Genomic DNA, 15,724 nt, shown 5'->3' with positions numbered 1-15,724 from the left:
CGCACACCAAAGGTCGGTTACCATCTGCGGGTGGATCTGGACGCAAAGTTATGAGCTATCGCCTGTTGTTTAGGCAACTCGCACTGGAACTCTCCTACCGCACGGTTCGTCACTGGTTCGGCACGCGCACCGTCATCCGCGACGTGCAGGGCGTTTCACTGGCGATGCCGTGGTATCACCGGCTTCCGGACTACGCCCGCCTGTTCCCCACCTACGGTCAGAATCTGATCGACCTGGCGGTCGGCCTCGCCGAGACCGACAAGCCGTTGGGCGTCATCGACGTAGGAGCCAACATCGGTGACTCCGCCAGGCAGCTCCTCGCCAAAGTCGACGCCCGCATCCTCTGCATCGAGGGAGACCCCGAATACCTGCCGTACCTGGAGCGCAACGTCGGGTCGGACGACCGCTGCGTGATCGAGTTCGGCCTGCTGCTCACCGACGCTGCCAAGGCCTCCGGTCTCGGCGCGGTCCGAAAAGGCGGCGACACCCGCTTCGCCCAGGGCGGCACCGGCGGGGCGGCCGCCGCGCTGACCGTGGCCGACCTGCGCAACCGTCACCCCGAACTGCCGCCGATCAGGCTGGTCAAATCCGACACGGAAGGCTACGACACGATTCTGGTCCCGGCGCTCGCGCGGGCCTACGCGGATACCCGTCCGTTGCTGTTCTTCGAGTATTACCCGGAGCTGATCCGGATGGCCGGGGTGCCGGACCCGACCGTGGTGTGGGGGGAGCTGCAGACCGCCGGGTACTCGTATGTGGGCATCTGGGACAACTTCGGCAGGCCGGTTCAGGCGCTGCCGATCGATGAGGTGCCGGCCACAGCCGCGGTGCTGGACAGGCGCTATGCCGAGCGCGGATATCACTACTGGGACGTCGCGGTCGTGCACGCCGACGACCGCGCGGGCCGTGCCGTGCTGGACCGGCTCTTTGCCTTCGCCCGGTAACGGACAGCCATAGTCACCGCCACAACCGGCAGTTCCCCTCCTCACCGGCAGGGTTCTCATCGGCGACTGCCGCACCAGACCCTTCCCGCGCCCTTCCCGCGGTCCTTCCCGCGTCGTGGGCCTGCGTCAGGTGCTAGCGTCGGTCCGTGTCTCGACAGGTCCGGATCGGCATCCTGGGCGCCGCTCGTATCGCCCCCTTGGCGCTTGTCAAACCCGCGAAGGGAAATGCCGAGGTTGTGGTGGCTGCGGTCGCAGCACGCGATGCATCGCGTGCTCAGGCCTTCGCCGCCAAGCATGACATTGCCCGGGTACATGACAGTTACGACGCGCTGATCAGCGACCCGGACCTCGACGCGGTGTACAACCCCTTGCCGAACAGCCTGCACGGTCGGTGGACCCGGGCGGCATTGGCCGCCGGCAAGCACGTGCTGTGCGAGAAGCCGTTCACCGCCAACGCCACCGAAGCGCGCGAGATCGCCGAACTGGCCGCCAATTCCGGTCGCGTGGTGATGGAGGCATTCCACTATCGCTATCACCCGTTGACGCTGCGCGTTGAGGAGATCATCGCCTCGGGCGAACTGGGCAAGCTGACCCGGGTGGAGGGCAACCTGTGCTTCCCGCTGCCCAAGTTCTCCGACATCCGCTACAACTACTCGCTGGCCGGCGGTGCGACGATGGACGCCGGGTGTTATGCGGTCCATATGGTCCGCACGTTCGGCGGTTCGACACCGGAAGTGGTTTCCGCGCAGGCGAAATTGCGCGATTCACAGATCGACCGCGCCATGACGGCCGAGGTGCGGTTCGCCGACGGACACACCGGCCGGGTGCGCTGCTCGATGTGGTCGACCGATCTGATGCAGATCAGTGCTCGCGTCGTCGGCGACAAAGGCGAGCTACATGTGCTCAACCCGGTGTTGCCGCACTCTTACCATCGGCTCTCGGTTCGATCGGACGACGGAAAACGCGTGGAGCGGTTCCCCCGGCGCGCCTCCTACGCATATCAGCTCGACGCATTCGCCGGCGCGGTGCTGCGCGGCGAACCGGTGAAGACCACTCCCGAAGACGCGATCGAGAACATGACCGTCATCGACGCGATCTACCGTGCCGCCGGCCTGCCGCTTCGCAAGCCGGCCTGAAAGGCTCGTCCGGGGCGGCTCGGTATTCGGTATCGAAGCCGTCTTCAATATCGTGACGCCTACGGTGCATCGGCGCGGATGAGGCTTTCATGATCCGCCCACGTCCGCGACCCAAGCACAACTCGTGGCAATACGTAAAGGAAACTCGCGACAGGTAGCCAGGTAAGCGCGCGCAGCACCGACGGATTGAGCTTCTTTCGTGTCCAGATGTGCAGAACTCCGGAGCTGTAAAAGTGCATGCCGAAGCGCTTTCCGATGAACTCCAGCGTCGATCTTTGATAGAAGGTGATGTGCTGCCCGGTGGCGAACGTGTAGTACCACCACGCCTCCGGCGCCGGCGGTTCACCGGCGAAGAGTTCCGTCGTAAAAATAATGGTGTCGGTGCCGGTACTTTCAAGCAGCTCGGCGACGAATGCGACTGGATCAGCGAGATGCTCCATCACCTCGAAGGCGGTGACTGCGGTGTAGCGGCCACCGCGCGGACCCATATCGGCTTCGAAGCCCCGTGCGGTCAGATTGGGGCAGTGCTCGTCCGTCCAGTAGTAGTCGAAGCCGACGTCCCGCATCAGGCGGGTGAAAATGCCGTAGCCCCCGGCGGTATCGAGAAACCGGCCGCGGCGATCAAACAGAACGAGGAGGACCGCCGACGTCAACCGCGCCAGATAGTTGTTGCGGAAAACCAGGCCGGTATCGGCGGATGTCACCGGGCTCGCATACGCTTCGTCCAGCCAATGGGGATCTTCGGTCTGCAAACCACCGCAATTGTCGCAGAAGTAATATGTGCAGTCGTATTTGTGAAGGATCTGGTGAGTAAACGCCTGCCGGGTACTTGAATCACAGATTCGGCACCGCATAGAGCCCAACCTTCCAGAGAGCCTTTCGCAACGTCTGTAAGACGTTGAATCCATCCACTATTCAAGCCGCCTCCGTCGCCCGGAGGACGAATTTTCTGCCCGCCCGATCCGGTCGGCCGGTATTGCACTATCTAGGCGGTGGCCCAACGGAAGCAACTATCGCGCCAGCGCTTGCGGGGATCAAATTGTTAATATTGATCCTGTAATAGATAGAATTTATCGGCGGCTCAAACGGCTCGGCGCACGCAGGTGCCAGCCATCAAGGTCGCGATCTATGGCTACGGCCCAAACCGTTTTCTTGTCGCCAATTCATGCCGGCTGTTAGCGTCTGGCCCGTGTCTCGACAGGTCCGGATCGGCATCCTGGGCGCCGCCCGTATCGCTCCCTTGGCGCTGATAAAGCCCGCCCGCCAGAACGACGAGGTGGTGGTGGCCGCGGTGGCCGCACGCGATGCCTCGCGCGCCCGGGCCTTCGCCGCCGCGCACGGCATCGCGCGGGTCCACCACAGCTACGACGCGCTGATCGCCGACCCCGAACTCGACGCGGTCTACAACCCCTTGCCAATCAGCTTGCACGGCCGCTGGACCCGGGCCGCGCTGGGCGCCGGCAAGCATGTGCTGTGCGAAAAGCCGTTCACCGCCAACGCCGCCGAAGCCCGCGAGGTCGCCGAACTGGCCACCCAATCGGATCGCGTGGTAATGGAGGCGCTCCATTATCCCTATCACCCGCTGAGCCTGCGCGTTGAGCAGATCATCGCCTCGGGCGAACTGGGCAAGCTGACGAGAGTGGAGGGCGACCTGTGCTTGCCGCTGCCCAAGTTCTCCGACATCCGCTACAACTACTCGTTGGCCGGCGGCGCGACCATGGAAACCGGGTGTTATGCGGTCCACATGGTGCGCACCTTCGGCGGTTCAACTCCCGAAGTCGTTTCCGCACAGGCGAAACTGCGGGATCCCCAAATCGACCGCGCCATGACCGCCGAGTTGCGGTTCGCCGACGGCCACACCGGCCGGGTCCGCTGCTCGATGTGGTCGACCGACCTGTTACGGATCAGCGCCCGAGTGGTCGGCGACCTGGGCGAGTTGCGGGTAGTCAATCCGGTATTGCCGCAGTCCTTCCATCGCCTCACGGTCCGATCGGCCCACGGACAACGGCTGGAGCGGTTCCCGCGCCGCGCCTCCTACGCCTACCAGCTCGACGCGTTCGCCGCAGCGGTGCTGCGCGGCGAACCGGTGAAGACAACGCCGCAAGACGCGGTCGAGAACATGACCGTCATCGATGCGATCTACCGTGCGGCCGGCCTCTCGCTTCGCAAGCCGGCCTGACCGCTCATCCAGGCGTCTCGAATTGGCGCCACTGTCGTCGCGCAGTGTACGTTGTGCCACGTGGTTGCGTCCCGGCTTGTTGACTCTTTCCTCAGATTTGTCCCGGTGCCTCTCCTGATCAAGGCCGGGCTATTCGTGCGGTATACCCCAAGTGATGTGCTGGACAAGCTCAACGGCCGTAGCGACCCGCTGGTCCCACCACGCCGCTTGGTGGGCGGCGGGTCTCGAAACCCCGCGGCGCCCGGCCCATTTCGCGAATCTGGTGACGAGTTCTTGGGCCTGCTGCGCGACTACGGCCAGCTTGAACCGCACTACCGCGTCCTCGACATGGGTTGCGGGATGGGCCGCGTGGCTCGTCCGCTGACCACATTTCTCGACCCGGCCAAGGGGCTCTATGAGGGCTTCGACATCAATACCGCCGAAGTTCGCTGGTGTTCGGAGCACTACGCGTCGCATCCCAACTTCCGCTTCCAGCGTGCGGACATCTACAACAAGATGTACAACCCGAAGGGCACGGTGCAGGCCGAGAAGTTCACCTTCCCCTACCCCGACGCGAGTTTCGAGCTGGCCTTCGCGTCGTCGCTGTTCACCCACATGCCCATATCGCAGGTGGCTCGCTACCTCGCGGAGACTGCACGAGTACTTGCCCCCGGCGGGCGCGCGCTGCTCACCCTGTATGTGTGGAATCAGGAGTCGCGGGAGTTGGTTGCGCAGGGCAAGTCGGCTCTGCCGTTTCGTCCACATGACGACCTGATCGTGATCACCCCGTTCGTGCCCGAGGCTGCCATCGCACTTCCGCAGGAAGACTGGGATCAAGCCGTCCGCGACGCCGGCCTCGAGCAGGTTGGTGATGTGTTGTGGGGAAGCTGGTGCGGCAGAACGGCTTCCACTGCCTACCAAGACATGGTTGTGCTGCGTAAGCCGGAGTGACCTTCGTTCGTCACAGCTGCTCTTCGGCACCCGTCCGGGTGTTCACCACCGGAGCCCCGCGCAGTGCAGCCAGCCGCTGCTCCCCGCGGAGATGGGTGCGCCGGCCCTTGGCGTCGCGGGAATCAACGAACTTCGACACCACGTAGCCTTCGGCGGCGGTGAGCGGCTTGAGGCCGTGGGGCAGGTCGGATCGGATGAAGTAGGCGTTGTTGCCCGCGCTGTTGCTGCCGACGAAGTCGTATCCCTTAGATTGGGCCAGGTCGCACAGCGCCGGCAGGGATGTGCCGAAATACAGATTGCCGAAGCGTCCCGCTCTGCTGAACTTGGGGTCGTACGGGACCGTGATCGCGCGCTCCACCCCGAATACGCTGTTGTATTCGATGATGGCGATTCCGGGGCGCACCGCTGTCAGCCCGCGCCAAACCCAATAATCGTTGCCGTCGATGTCGATGTGCAGAAGTCCGATGTCGCCCTCGAATCCGCGGTCCAGCATCAATTGGTCGATGTTCTCGGCGGTCACGACGGCGCAGACGCTCTGCAGATCGTGCAGCAGGGAAATCGTGTCGCGACTGATGGCATGGACTTTGCGTCTCGAGCTGTCCAGGACCAGCCCGCGCCAATTGTTGTTGACCAAGAGAAATCTGGTGTTGGCTTCCTGGTAGCACCCCACCCCGAACTCGACGAACGTCTCACTAAGCCCCGGCAGGCGGTGGATCAGCCATTGGATGATCCCGTCGTCGCCGAACTGGCTGAACACCGAGAACTCCACGTCGGCGAACTCGTTGATCGATTCCAGCTCACGCACCCGCCAAGCCAATTGCCGCCCGATGAGCATGCGCTGCTTGGCCTCGCCGCTGCCCAACAACTCGGCCCACATGGCGATCTTGCTGAGAAGACTCACTGTCCCTATCTGGTCCTATCCGGCCGGTCGGGTCAGTCGCCGAGGTCGGCTTTGCCGCGGCAGTTTTCGGCCTGTCGTCGCGGTGACGTCGGTGTCGCGGAGTACCGGCTCAGCACGCGAACGTTACGTAACCAGGCGCGGCCGCCGCAATGCACACAGTCATTTCCGTACCGCGCCGGCGTTGGCCCGATACCACGCGACCGTGGAGTCGATGCCCTCGCGCAGCGTGATCCGGGATTGCCAACCCGCCTCCCGTAACACCGACACATCCAGAAGTTTGCGGGGCGTTCCGTCCGGTTTGGTTGGATCCCAGTCGGTTTCGCCGGTGTAACCCACCGCGCTGGCCACCATCTGGGCGATCTCGCGCACGCTGTGGTCGACGCCGGTGCCCACGTTGACCGGTTTGGGTCCGTCGAAGTGCTCCAGCAGGTACAGACATGCGCTCGCCAGATCATCGACATGCAATAGTTCGCGGCGTGGAGTTCCGGTGCCCCAGTTCGTCACCTTCGGCACGCCGCCGGCTCTGGCCTCCTCATACCTGCGGATGAGCGCCGGCAGCAGGTGCGACGTCGACGCCGAGAAGTTGTCACCGGGTCCATACAGGTTGGTTGCCATCGCAGAGATCCAGGCCAGGCCGTGTTGGCTGCGGACCGCCTGGACCTGAAGGAGGCCGGCGATCTTGGCGATCGCGTAGGTGTTGTTCGTCGGCTCCAGCGGGCCGGTGAGCAGCGCGCTTTCCTTGATGGGCTGCTCGGCGAACTTCGGATAGATGCAGGAGGAGCCGAGGAACAACAGCCGCGGCACCCGCGCGGCCACCGCGGCGTCGAGCAGGTTGACCTGGATTTGCAGGTTTTCGGACAGGAAATCAGCGGGATAGGTGCTGTTGGCCAGGATGCCGCCGACCTTGGCCGCGGCGTCGATGATGACCTGGGGCCGCGACTCCATAATGAAGTCGAACGTCGCGGCCCGATCCGTCAGGTCGAGTTCCCGGTGTGAGCGCACCACAAGATTGGTGAACCCCTCGGATTGAAATCTGCGTAACAGCGCGGACCCGGCCAGCCCGCGGTGCCCGGCGATATACACCGGAGCGGCTCGGTCAAGGACGCCGGTGAAGGTGCTCATTCTCGTCCGCGCGCCCGGTCGGCGAGCGTCGGCTTGTCGATCCACGGCTTGCCCTCACACTCCAGCGCCGCGATGTCCGCGTCCACCATGATCCGCGCCAGTTCAGCGGTGTGTATCGACGCCTTCCAGCCCAGCGATTGGGCGGCCTTGGTCGCATCGCCGATCAGCGAATCCACCTCGGTGGGACGTAGATAGCGTTCGTCGAATCGCACATGCTTCTCCCAGTCGAGCCCAGCGTGGTCGAAGGCGGTCTGGGCGAACTCGCGCACCGTATAGCCGCGTCCGGTCGCCAGCACGAAGTCTTCCGGTTCGGACGTCTGCAGCATCCCCCACATTCCGTCGACGTACTCGGGTGCATACCCCCAGTCGCGAACGGCGTCGAGGTTGCCCAGGTAGACGTGCGACTCGAGACCGGCCTTGATCCGCGCCACGGCCCGGCTGATCTTCCGGGTCACGAACGTTTCGCCGCGCCGCGGTGATTCATGGTTGAACAAGATGCCGTTCACCGCGAACAGTCCGTACGCCTCTCGGTAATTGCGCGTCACCCAGTACGAGTACACCTTTGCCGCGCCGTAGGGCGATCGCGGGTAGAACGGCGTCTGCTCACTCTGAGGTGGCGGCGACGCACCGAACATCTCCGACGAGGACGCCTGATAGAAGCGGCATTCCACCCGGGAAAGCCGAATGGCTTCCAGCAGGCGGATGGATCCCATGCCGGTGGTGTCACCCGTGTGCACCGGTTCGTCGAAGCTGACGCGCACGTGCGACTGGGCCGCAAGGTTATACACCTCGTCGGGATCGATGGTGCTGAGCAGGGTCACCAATCGGGTGCCGTCGGTGAGATCGCCATAGTGCAAGAACAATCGCGCGTGCGGGTCGTGCCGGTCGACGTAGAGGTGATCGATCCGCGCCGTGTTGAACGTCGAAGCCCGGCGGATCAGCCCGTGGACCTCATACCCCTTGCTGAGCAGCAATTCGGCGAGGTAGGAGCCGTCCTGGCCGGTGATTCCGGTGATCAGCGCCCGCTTCACCGGATTACCGCTTCTGTTGGTGCCTGCTCGTCACCACATTTCCGGCATCCCATCGTGGCCGTCTCCACTCCTTGTTATGCCTTGGCCGCTGCGGCGGGGGTCGCCGTCAGCTTGATGCGGCGTGCGTTCGCAAGACCGTCTTCGTGCCCGCTTCAAAGTACAGGACATATTCGGCCGCGCGAATCAGGTTCCCGACCCTAGTTCCCTTGACCGCGGCAGACAAGTTCTGACCGTGCCGGGCGGCCTTCGTCCCGGCAATATCGATCGCAGCGACGGCGTCGTCTGTCACCTCGACGAACCACCACTGCCTTGGCGGATTATCGCGCGTCATTGCGACACCACAATGCTCACTCGCCCGGTATCGACGAGCCGGGTCTTGGTTCGCCCGCAAATCCGGACCCGCCGACTATTCGAATCCGATTGGGGCAGAACACAGTTGCCCCTACCGACCTTCGGTCGCGACGCCTCGGGCCATGTTGTCGGGCCTGAGATGCAACGCGGTGTGGACGTGCTGGGAGAATCCGTCGAAGTCGCGCCCCAAAGCCTCGGCGAGCCGCAGGGCGGCCTGGCGATAGCCGGCGTCACCGAGGGCCCGCTGCACGGCATCGGCCACCCGCCGCCGGCTGAGCCGTTCGGTTCGCAGCAGCATCCCGGCACCGGCGCGCTCGAGGGCCTCCATGTTCAGGTGCTGGTCGAGATTGCTGGCGATCCCGACCACCGGCACCCCGGCCAGCAAGGCCTGCTGCGTCGTCAGGCTGCCACCATTGCAGACCACCACCGCCGAACGGGCCGCGGCCGCCTCGCCCGGCAGGTAATCGGCCACAAACGCGTTGGCCGGAACATTGCTCAGGTCGCTGCGATCGGCTGTGGCCGCGATCACCGTCACCGGCAGGTCAGCCAGCGCGTCCAGCACCACCTGCAACAGATTCGTGCCACCCGAACTGCCCAGGGTCGCATAGATGATCGGCCGGTCGGCCGGCAGCGAATCCCACCATGGCGGCGGCCGCACCGCGGGCGACCACAAAACCGGACCCAGATACCGATGGTGGGCCGGCAGATCATAGGTCGGCACCAACTCGGGCACATCGGCGTACAGCGTGTAGTCACCGTCGGTGAAAATGCGGCACAGGTTCCACCCCAAAGTCGGCAACCCGTGCCTACGGCGGACCCAGTTGAGCGGCAGGCAGTAGAGGGCGAAGATCAGCGGGCGGTACAACCAGAACAGGAATGTGACCAGCCTGACGCCGAGCAGGCGCGTCCACAGCGTGTCCGGCAGCGGAAACCGGCGACGGGCGTAGGGGCTCCAGTAGGCGTTCGCGATGGCGATATAGGGGATGCCGGCCAGCCGGGCACTGGCCGAGAGCGACAGCCGATTGTCGCCGACGACCAGGTCCGGCGCGATCTCGGCCAGCACCTTGCGGTCCTCCTCGACGTATCTGTGCAACGTCCGCGTGTTGTAAAAAAGCCGGCCCTGAGCGATCTTGGCCAGAACCCGCTCGCTGGGGATGGTGTAGATCGGGTGGTGCTGGAACGGGAGCGGGCCCAGCAGCTTGTTGAATCGTGGGTCGCAGGCGAAATGGACCTCGTAACGACTCGGGTCCAGTGAGCGCGCCAGCATGTACGGCCGCACGACGTGGGACAGGGTCGCGGCCTCCCCGATGAACAGGATCCGCAACCTGCGGGCGCCGGGCTCAGAATTGTTCGGTTCGGTGCTCACCGATGCACCATCCTCATCGCGCCCTCCAGACACCGCTCAACGACCCGACGCAACTCATGTTCGCGTCCGTTCTCACGTCGTTGGCGACCGTTGATCATTACCCCGGGGCCGCGGCCGTAGAGTACACGCCCGACGCGTGCCCCGGAAAATCCGGGCAAACCGCGGACACGCGGTGGCCCGGCGCGGTCGGTGGCGCTAGCCGGTCCGCAGATTTCGCTGCCAGCCGGTCGGTGACGTCACGCTGTCGGGCCCGAGGCGCAACGCGGTGTGGACGTGCTGTGAGAATCCGTCGACGTCGCGCCCCAAAGCCTCGGCGAGCCGCAGGGCGGCCTGGCGATAGCCGGCGTCACCGAGGGCCTGCTGCACGGCATCGGCCACCCGCCGCCGGCTGAGCCGTTCGGTTCGCAGCAGCATCCCGGCACCGGCGCGCTCGAGGGCCTCCATGTTCAGGTGCTGGTCGAGATTGCTGGCGATCCCGACCACCGGCACCCCGGCCAGCAAGGCCTGCTGCGTCGTCAGGCTGCCACCATTGCAGACCACCACCGCCGAACGGGCCGCGGCCGCCTCGCCCGGCAGGTAATCGGCCACAAACGCGTTGGCCGGAACATTGCTCAGGCCGCTGCGATCGGCTGTGGCCGCGATCACCGTCACCGGCAGGTCAGCCAGCGCGTCCAGCACCACCTGCAACAGATTCGTGCCACCCGAACTGCCCAGGGTCGCATAGATGATCGGCCGGTCGGCCGGCAGCGAATCCCACCATGGCGGCGGCCGCACCGCGGGCGACCACAAAACCGGACCCAGATACCGATGGTGGGCCGGCAGATCATAGGTCGGCACCAACTCGGGCACATCGGCGTACAGCGTGTAGTCACCGTCGGTGAAAATGCGGCACAGGTTCCACCCCAAAGTCGGCAACCCGTGCCTACGGCGGACCCAGTTGAGCGGCAGGCACTGCAGAGCGAACAGCAACGGGCGTTCCAGGCGGTACAGGATCCTGACCAGCCTGACGCCGAGCAGGCGCGTCCACAGCGTGTCCGGCAACGGAAACCGGCGACGGGCGTAGGGGCTCCAGTAGGCGTTCGCGATGGCGATATAGGGGATGCCGGCCAGCCGGGCACTGGCCGAGAGGGAAACTCGAAGGTCGCCGACGACCACGTCCGGCGCGATCTCGGCCAGCACCTTGCGGTCCTCCTCGACGTACCGACGCAACGTCCGTGCCGCGTAGAACCGGCCCTGGGTCAAGTTGCCGAGGAACCGCTCGCTGGGGATGGTGTAGATCGGGTGGTACGGAAAAGGCATCGGCCCCAACAGCGTGTTGTACCGCGGGTCGCAGGCGAAATGGACCTCGTAACGACTCGGGTCCAGCGAGCGGGCCAGCACGAACGGCCGCACGACATGGGCCAGGGTCACCGCCTCCGCGATGAACAGGATCCGCACCCTGCGGGCGGCAGGATCGGGTGCGTTCGATGCGATGCTCATGCCCGCGTTCCTTCTCACGTCGCTGGCGACCGTTACACGTTACGCCGCACCCCGACGCCGTAGCGTACACGCACGACGCCTCCGCGCTCGGGGAAATCCGAACAAATCCGGACAAAGTGGGCCCGGGCCGGCGGGGCCGATTGCCGATCTGGGTGATGGCGTTCTGAAATCCGAAAATCCCGGCTGCGTCGTCGCCGACGACGGCGGTACGCGGCCAGGCGCGGCAACCCGGATCCGCACCCCGCTGCCGAAAAGCCATGGCAGTTGGCGTGCCGACGTAGCTTATCTCGTTGCACGCCAACGGTTTATGAGGGGCGATACCGTGTCGGGAGCAGCGGCTCCCAGGCGCCGGACCAAACCTTGACATATACCCCGTGGGGGTATATGTTGCTCGAGTGGGCGCAGCCGCCCATATGATCGCCCGAATATGCAATCGAAGCGGAGGACCGGGTGGTGGACAAAGTGCTAGCAGCAGTGGGCCATGCATTGGCGCTGGCGGGATCTATGACGTGGGAAATCTTGTGGGCGCTGATCCTGGGCTTCGCGTTGTCGGCGATGGTGCAGGCCGTGGTGCGTCGCGAGACGATTGTGGCCCTGATGGGTGACGACAAGCCCCGCACATTGGCGGTAGCCGCCGGACTGGGGGCCGCATCGTCGTCGTGCTCGTATGCGGCGGTGGCGCTGGCGCGGTCGCTGTTTCGGAAAGGCGCGAACTTCACCGCCGCCATGGCATTCGAGATCGGTTCCACCAATCTGGTCGTGGAGTTGGGCATCATCCTGGCGTTGTTGATGGGCTGGCAGTTCACCGCCGCGGAGTTCGTCGGCGGGCCGCTGATGATCATCGTGCTGGCCCTGTTGTTCCGACTGTTCGTGCGCTCCCGGCTGATCGATGCCGCCCGTGAGCAGGCCGACCGCGGACTCGCCGGATCCATGGAAGGTCACGCCGCCATGGATATGTCGGTCGGCGGAGAAGGCTCGTTTTGGCGGCGGCTGTTTTCCGGGCGGGCCCTTACCTCGGTGTCGCACGTGTTCGTCATGGAGTGGGCGGCGATCCTGCGGGACCTTATCGTGGGCTTGCTGATCGCCGGAGCCATTGCGGCGTGGGTTCCCGAAACCTTTTGGCAGCACTTCTTTTTGACTGACCATCCGGTCTGGTCGGCGCTGTGGGGACCGATTGTCGGCCCCTTCGTCGCGATCGTTTCATTCGTCTGCTCAATCGGCAATGTGCCACTTGCCGCGGTGCTCTGGAACGGCGGCATCAGCTTCGGCGGTGTCATCGCGTTCATCTTCGCCGACCTGTTGATCTTGCCGATCTTGAACATCTATCGGAAGTACTACGGGACGAAGATGATGCTGACGCTGCTCGGCACCTTCTACGCCTCGATGGTCGTCGCCGGATACCTCGTCGAATTACTTTTCGGCACAGCCAATCTCATTCCCGGTCAGCGCAGCGCTGTGGTCATGCACGCCGGCATTTCGTGGAACTACACCACCTGGCTCAACATCGTCTTCCTCGTCGTCGCGGCGATCCTGGTGATCCGGTTCGCCGCCACGGGCGGGATCCCGATGCTGCGCATGATGGGCGGCTCCCCCGACTCGCAAAGCCATCAGCACGACCACAGCCATCACTGCCACTAGAGCTGCGGTCGGCGTATCCTGGCCTGCGGCAATGTCTGATACCTATCCGCCGCCGCCTGGCGGTCCGCAGCAGCCGGCCGATATCGGCCGGCTGCTGCTGCGTTGCCACGACCGCCCCGGAATTATCGCCGCGGTGAGCGGGTTCTTGGCCCAAGCCGGCGCGAACATCATCTCCCTGGACCAGCACTCCACCGCGCCGGAAGGTGGAACTTTCCTGCAGCGCGCGATCTTTCACCTACCCGGCCTGACCGCGGCCATCGACGAGCTGCAACGCGACTTCGGCGTCGCCGTGGCCGGCAGGTTCGGCATCGATTACCGGTTCAGCGAGGCCGCCAAGCCCAAACGGGTCGCCATCATGGCCTCCAAGAGTGATCACTGCCTGTTAGACCTGTTGTGGCGCAACCGTCGCGGCGAGCTGGAGATGTCGGTGGTCATGGTGATCGCCAACCATCCTGAACTGGCCGATCACGTCCGCCCGTTCGGCGTGCCATTCGTCCACATCCCGGCCACCCGGGACACCCGCGCCGAAGCCGAGCAGCGGCAGCTCCAGTTGCTCAGCGGCAATGTCGATTTGGTGGTCCTTGCCAGGTACATGCAGATACTGAGCCCAGCATTCCTGGCCGCAATCGGCTGCCCGCTGATCAACATTCACCATTCGTTTCTTCCCGCCTTCACCGGCGCGGCGCCCTACAAACGCGCCCGGGAACGCGGCGTCAAGCTGATCGGCGCTACGGCTCACTACGTGACCGAAGTCCTCGACGAAGGCCCGATCATCGAACAAGACGTGGTTCGTGTCGACCACAACTACACCGTCGAAGACCTGGTCCGCGTTGGTGCCGACGTCGAACGCGCGGTGCTCTCCCGGGCCGTCCTCTGGCACTGCCAGGACCGTGTCATCGTCCACCACAACCAGACCATCGTCTTCTGACGCCGGCCTATGTACAGATAAACCGGTCCCGTTGTTCTCCACTGCGCAGTAAGCCAACCGAGCGAGATTGGCCATGCAATCTCCTCCTCGACGAGTCGCGTGCGGATCGGCTGTGCGATTCCGCAACCCGGGTACGGTATCTGCTATGCCGAAACGGCAATCAGGGAGCGCCAGCGCAGGGCGCACTGGGACCAAGGACCCGCTGCTTCCGCAGTACCCGATCGAGTCGGTCGACCGGGCGTTGAAGCTGATCTTGCTCTTCAGCGAACAGCCCGAGATCCGGTTGACTCAGGCGACAAGGTATCTGGGCGTCGCCTCGTCGACTGCACACCGGCTCCTGGCGATGCTGCAATATCGGGGGTTTGTCCGTCAAGACCCGGTGTCGCGGGTTTACCACCCTGGCCCTGCGCTAACGAGCGTGGCGTTCTCGCTCATCCGTCGGATCGATGTCGAAGGAGCGGCAAAGCCGGTCATGCATCGGCTCAGCAAACGTCTGAAGGAGTCCGTACATGTCGGCATGCTCGACGGCGCCAACGTCCGTTTCATCGCTGCAGTGGAAGGCCCAACCGCTGTCCGAGTGGCATTGCGTCTTGGACGCAACGTGCCGGCGCACTGCACGTCGACAGGCAAGGCGATGCTCGCTCAGCTGTCCGACGCGCAAGTCCTGCAGATTTATCCGGATGAAGAGCTCGAGCGCATCACTCCACATTCGATCGCAAGTAGGACGGAGCTGGCCAAGGAGCTTGCCCGGATCCGTCGACGGGGTTATGCCGTAAGCAGGGAGGAGAGCGAGGAGGGCGTGGCATCAGTCGCTGCGCCCATCCGCACACGTGTGCCCGGTTTACGCTTGGCCCTCAACGCTGCTGCGCCGGCAAATCGCCTGCGTCCGTCCCAGTATCCACCGGTGGCAGCCCTTCTGATGGGGGCCGCCAAGGAGATAGCTGACCACCTGACCTGATCCCTCGGTAGACGGCCTATGAGGTAGTGAGACGGGCGAGTTCGTGGCACCAGGCGGCATCAGCGGTAAGAGTTGGGCCGAGGTCGGGCAGGTCGGCCCAGTCCTGGCCATCTATGGCGCGTAGTGTCCCACCGGCAGACACCACTTGCAACGACATGCGTGCGAGTTGGTCGAGACCAATGGCTTGCAACACTGCTTGTTGGACCGTCCTCGACGCGCTGACGATTCCGTGTCCGCGGCAGATAAGCAGCGGCCGGCTGCCCATCGCCGCCACCACCTGCTTACCCAGCTGGGCGCTGCGGATTAGTACTGAGCGTTCATAGACCGGCACGCCGTCGCGTGCGAGCCGGGCGCCCGGGATATCGAACGCGCCGTAGATCGGCTGGATGGTGATTCCCGCGAGATCGGCGGCGACAACCGCGGGCGGGTGTAGGTGTGCCACGGCACGGTATTGCGGGTTGGCCCGCATCGTTTCGGTGTGGATGGGGAATTCATTGGGCACCCGATAGCCGTCGAGTTCGCGTGCAGCACCGCCCGTTCCGTCGAAGCGGACCAGGCGGATGTCCTCGGCGCGGGTGCAGGCAACGCCAACGTCGCTGTCGCTGCGACACCGAATCAGCAGATGCTCGTCATCGACGCGAAGACTGATATGGCCCAGGATGCCGTCGACCAGCCCGCGCGAGGCCGCAACCCGGCACGCCTGCGCCACCAGTAATCGCTGCTCTGCCAGGGTCGGCACCAGGGTCACTTGGAGTCCTCGA

The 15,724-nt window shown here is 64.6% G+C and carries 13 protein-coding genes and 1 pseudogene; 7 read left to right on the top strand and 7 right to left on the bottom strand.

Features of this window, described 5'->3' with window-relative positions; genetic code table 11:
• The first annotated feature begins 50 nt into the window (after window positions 1-50).
• Together MKAN_RS22800 and MKAN_RS22795 are read left to right on the top strand one after the other, a co-directional pair.
• On the top strand, window positions 51-944 hold the full coding sequence (locus MKAN_RS22800; RefSeq protein ID WP_023372243.1) for an FkbM family methyltransferase: 894 nt from the start codon (window positions 51-53) through the stop codon (window positions 942-944).
• 146 nt (window positions 945-1,090) lie between these two features.
• A complete protein-coding gene (locus MKAN_RS22795; RefSeq protein WP_023372242.1) occupies window positions 1,091-2,080 on the top strand; it encodes a Gfo/Idh/MocA family protein in 990 nt (329 codons plus the stop codon).
• 59 nt (window positions 2,081-2,139) lie between these two features.
• Here MKAN_RS22795 and MKAN_RS22790 read toward each other — a convergent pair whose 3' ends face one another.
• Window positions 2,140-2,832 (bottom strand): class I SAM-dependent methyltransferase, encoded by a 693-nt coding sequence (locus MKAN_RS22790; protein ID WP_051404549.1) that lies wholly within the window; start codon window positions 2,830-2,832, stop codon window positions 2,140-2,142.
• 437 nt (window positions 2,833-3,269) lie between these two features.
• On the opposite strand from MKAN_RS22790, the gene MKAN_RS22785 reads away from it, so the two are divergent.
• On the top strand, window positions 3,270-4,259 hold the full coding sequence (locus MKAN_RS22785; protein WP_023372240.1) for a Gfo/Idh/MocA family protein: 990 nt from the start codon (window positions 3,270-3,272) through the stop codon (window positions 4,257-4,259).
• Window positions 4,260-4,364: 105 nt separating this feature from the next.
• Complete coding sequence (locus MKAN_RS22780) at window positions 4,365-5,189, top strand: class I SAM-dependent methyltransferase (RefSeq protein WP_023372239.1); 825 nt, start codon at window positions 4,365-4,367, stop codon at window positions 5,187-5,189.
• A 10-nt stretch (window positions 5,190-5,199) separates the two neighbouring features.
• Here MKAN_RS22780 and MKAN_RS22775 read toward each other — a convergent pair whose 3' ends face one another.
• The 5 genes and pseudogenes from MKAN_RS22775 to MKAN_RS22750 all read right to left on the bottom strand — a co-directional run bounded on the left by MKAN_RS22775 (window position 5,200) and on the right by MKAN_RS22750 (window position 11,536).
• Window positions 5,200-6,090: an FkbM family methyltransferase gene (locus MKAN_RS22775; protein WP_023372238.1), complete on the bottom strand. Its 891-nt coding sequence runs from the start codon at window positions 6,088-6,090 to the stop codon at window positions 5,200-5,202.
• A gap of 159 nt (window positions 6,091-6,249) precedes the next feature.
• Window positions 6,250-7,212 (bottom strand): GDP-L-fucose synthase family protein, encoded by a 963-nt coding sequence (locus MKAN_RS22770; RefSeq protein ID WP_023372237.1) that lies wholly within the window; start codon window positions 7,210-7,212, stop codon window positions 6,250-6,252.
• Window positions 7,209-8,243, bottom strand: a complete 1,035-nt coding sequence (gene gmd, locus MKAN_RS22765) for a GDP-mannose 4,6-dehydratase (protein WP_023372236.1) — start codon at window positions 8,241-8,243, stop codon at window positions 7,209-7,211. Before gmd ends, MKAN_RS22770 begins: the two co-directional genes overlap by 4 nt.
• A gap of 442 nt (window positions 8,244-8,685) precedes the next feature.
• Complete coding sequence (locus MKAN_RS22755) at window positions 8,686-9,993, bottom strand: nucleotide disphospho-sugar-binding domain-containing protein (RefSeq protein ID WP_042312858.1); 1,308 nt, start codon at window positions 9,991-9,993, stop codon at window positions 8,686-8,688.
• 162 nt (window positions 9,994-10,155) lie between these two features.
• Window positions 10,156-11,536: pseudogene (locus MKAN_RS22750) on the bottom strand (glycosyltransferase).
• Between the two features lie 356 nt (window positions 11,537-11,892).
• Here MKAN_RS22750 and MKAN_RS22745 point away from each other — a divergent pair.
• The 3 genes from MKAN_RS22745 to MKAN_RS22735 all read left to right on the top strand — a co-directional run bounded on the left by MKAN_RS22745 (window position 11,893) and on the right by MKAN_RS22735 (window position 14,963).
• Window positions 11,893-13,077 carry a permease gene (locus tag MKAN_RS22745; protein WP_036391931.1) on the top strand — a complete coding sequence of 395 codons (1,185 nt, stop codon included), beginning with the start codon at window positions 11,893-11,895 and terminating at the stop codon, window positions 13,075-13,077.
• A 31-nt stretch (window positions 13,078-13,108) separates the two neighbouring features.
• On the top strand, window positions 13,109-14,005 hold the full coding sequence (gene purU, locus MKAN_RS22740) for a formyltetrahydrofolate deformylase (RefSeq protein WP_023372231.1): 897 nt from the start codon (window positions 13,109-13,111) through the stop codon (window positions 14,003-14,005).
• 145 nt (window positions 14,006-14,150) lie between these two features.
• Window positions 14,151-14,963 (top strand): IclR family transcriptional regulator, encoded by an 813-nt coding sequence (locus MKAN_RS22735; protein WP_023372230.1) that lies wholly within the window; start codon window positions 14,151-14,153, stop codon window positions 14,961-14,963.
• Window positions 14,964-14,979: 16 nt separating this feature from the next.
• On the opposite strand, the gene phtC is transcribed toward MKAN_RS22735, so the two are convergent.
• Complete coding sequence (phtC, locus tag MKAN_RS22730) at window positions 14,980-15,702, bottom strand: 3,4-dihydroxyphthalate decarboxylase (RefSeq protein ID WP_099185097.1); 723 nt, start codon at window positions 15,700-15,702, stop codon at window positions 14,980-14,982.
• Between the last annotated feature and the right edge of the window lie 22 nt (window positions 15,703-15,724).

The organism is Mycobacterium kansasii ATCC 12478 (assembly GCF_000157895.3).
Taxonomy (GTDB): domain Bacteria; phylum Actinomycetota; class Actinomycetes; order Mycobacteriales; family Mycobacteriaceae; genus Mycobacterium; species Mycobacterium kansasii.
Note: the sequence above shows the minus strand (reverse complement) of the source record. Positions and strands in the feature narration are given on the sequence as shown.

What these genes read in the sequence shown, in the direction of transcription:
- MKAN_RS22800 (WP_023372243.1), top strand. Translation starts at nt 51, where the DNA reads ATGAGCTATCGCCTGTTGTTTAGGCAACTCGCACTGGAACTCTCCTAC.
- MKAN_RS22770 (WP_023372237.1), bottom strand. Translation starts at nt 7,212, where the DNA reads ATGAGCACCTTCACCGGCGTCCTTGACCGAGCCGCTCCGGTGTATATC.
- purU (WP_023372231.1), top strand. Translation starts at nt 13,109, where the DNA reads ATGTCTGATACCTATCCGCCGCCGCCTGGCGGTCCGCAGCAGCCGGCC.
- MKAN_RS22735 (WP_023372230.1), top strand. Translation starts at nt 14,151, where the DNA reads ATGCCGAAACGGCAATCAGGGAGCGCCAGCGCAGGGCGCACTGGGACC.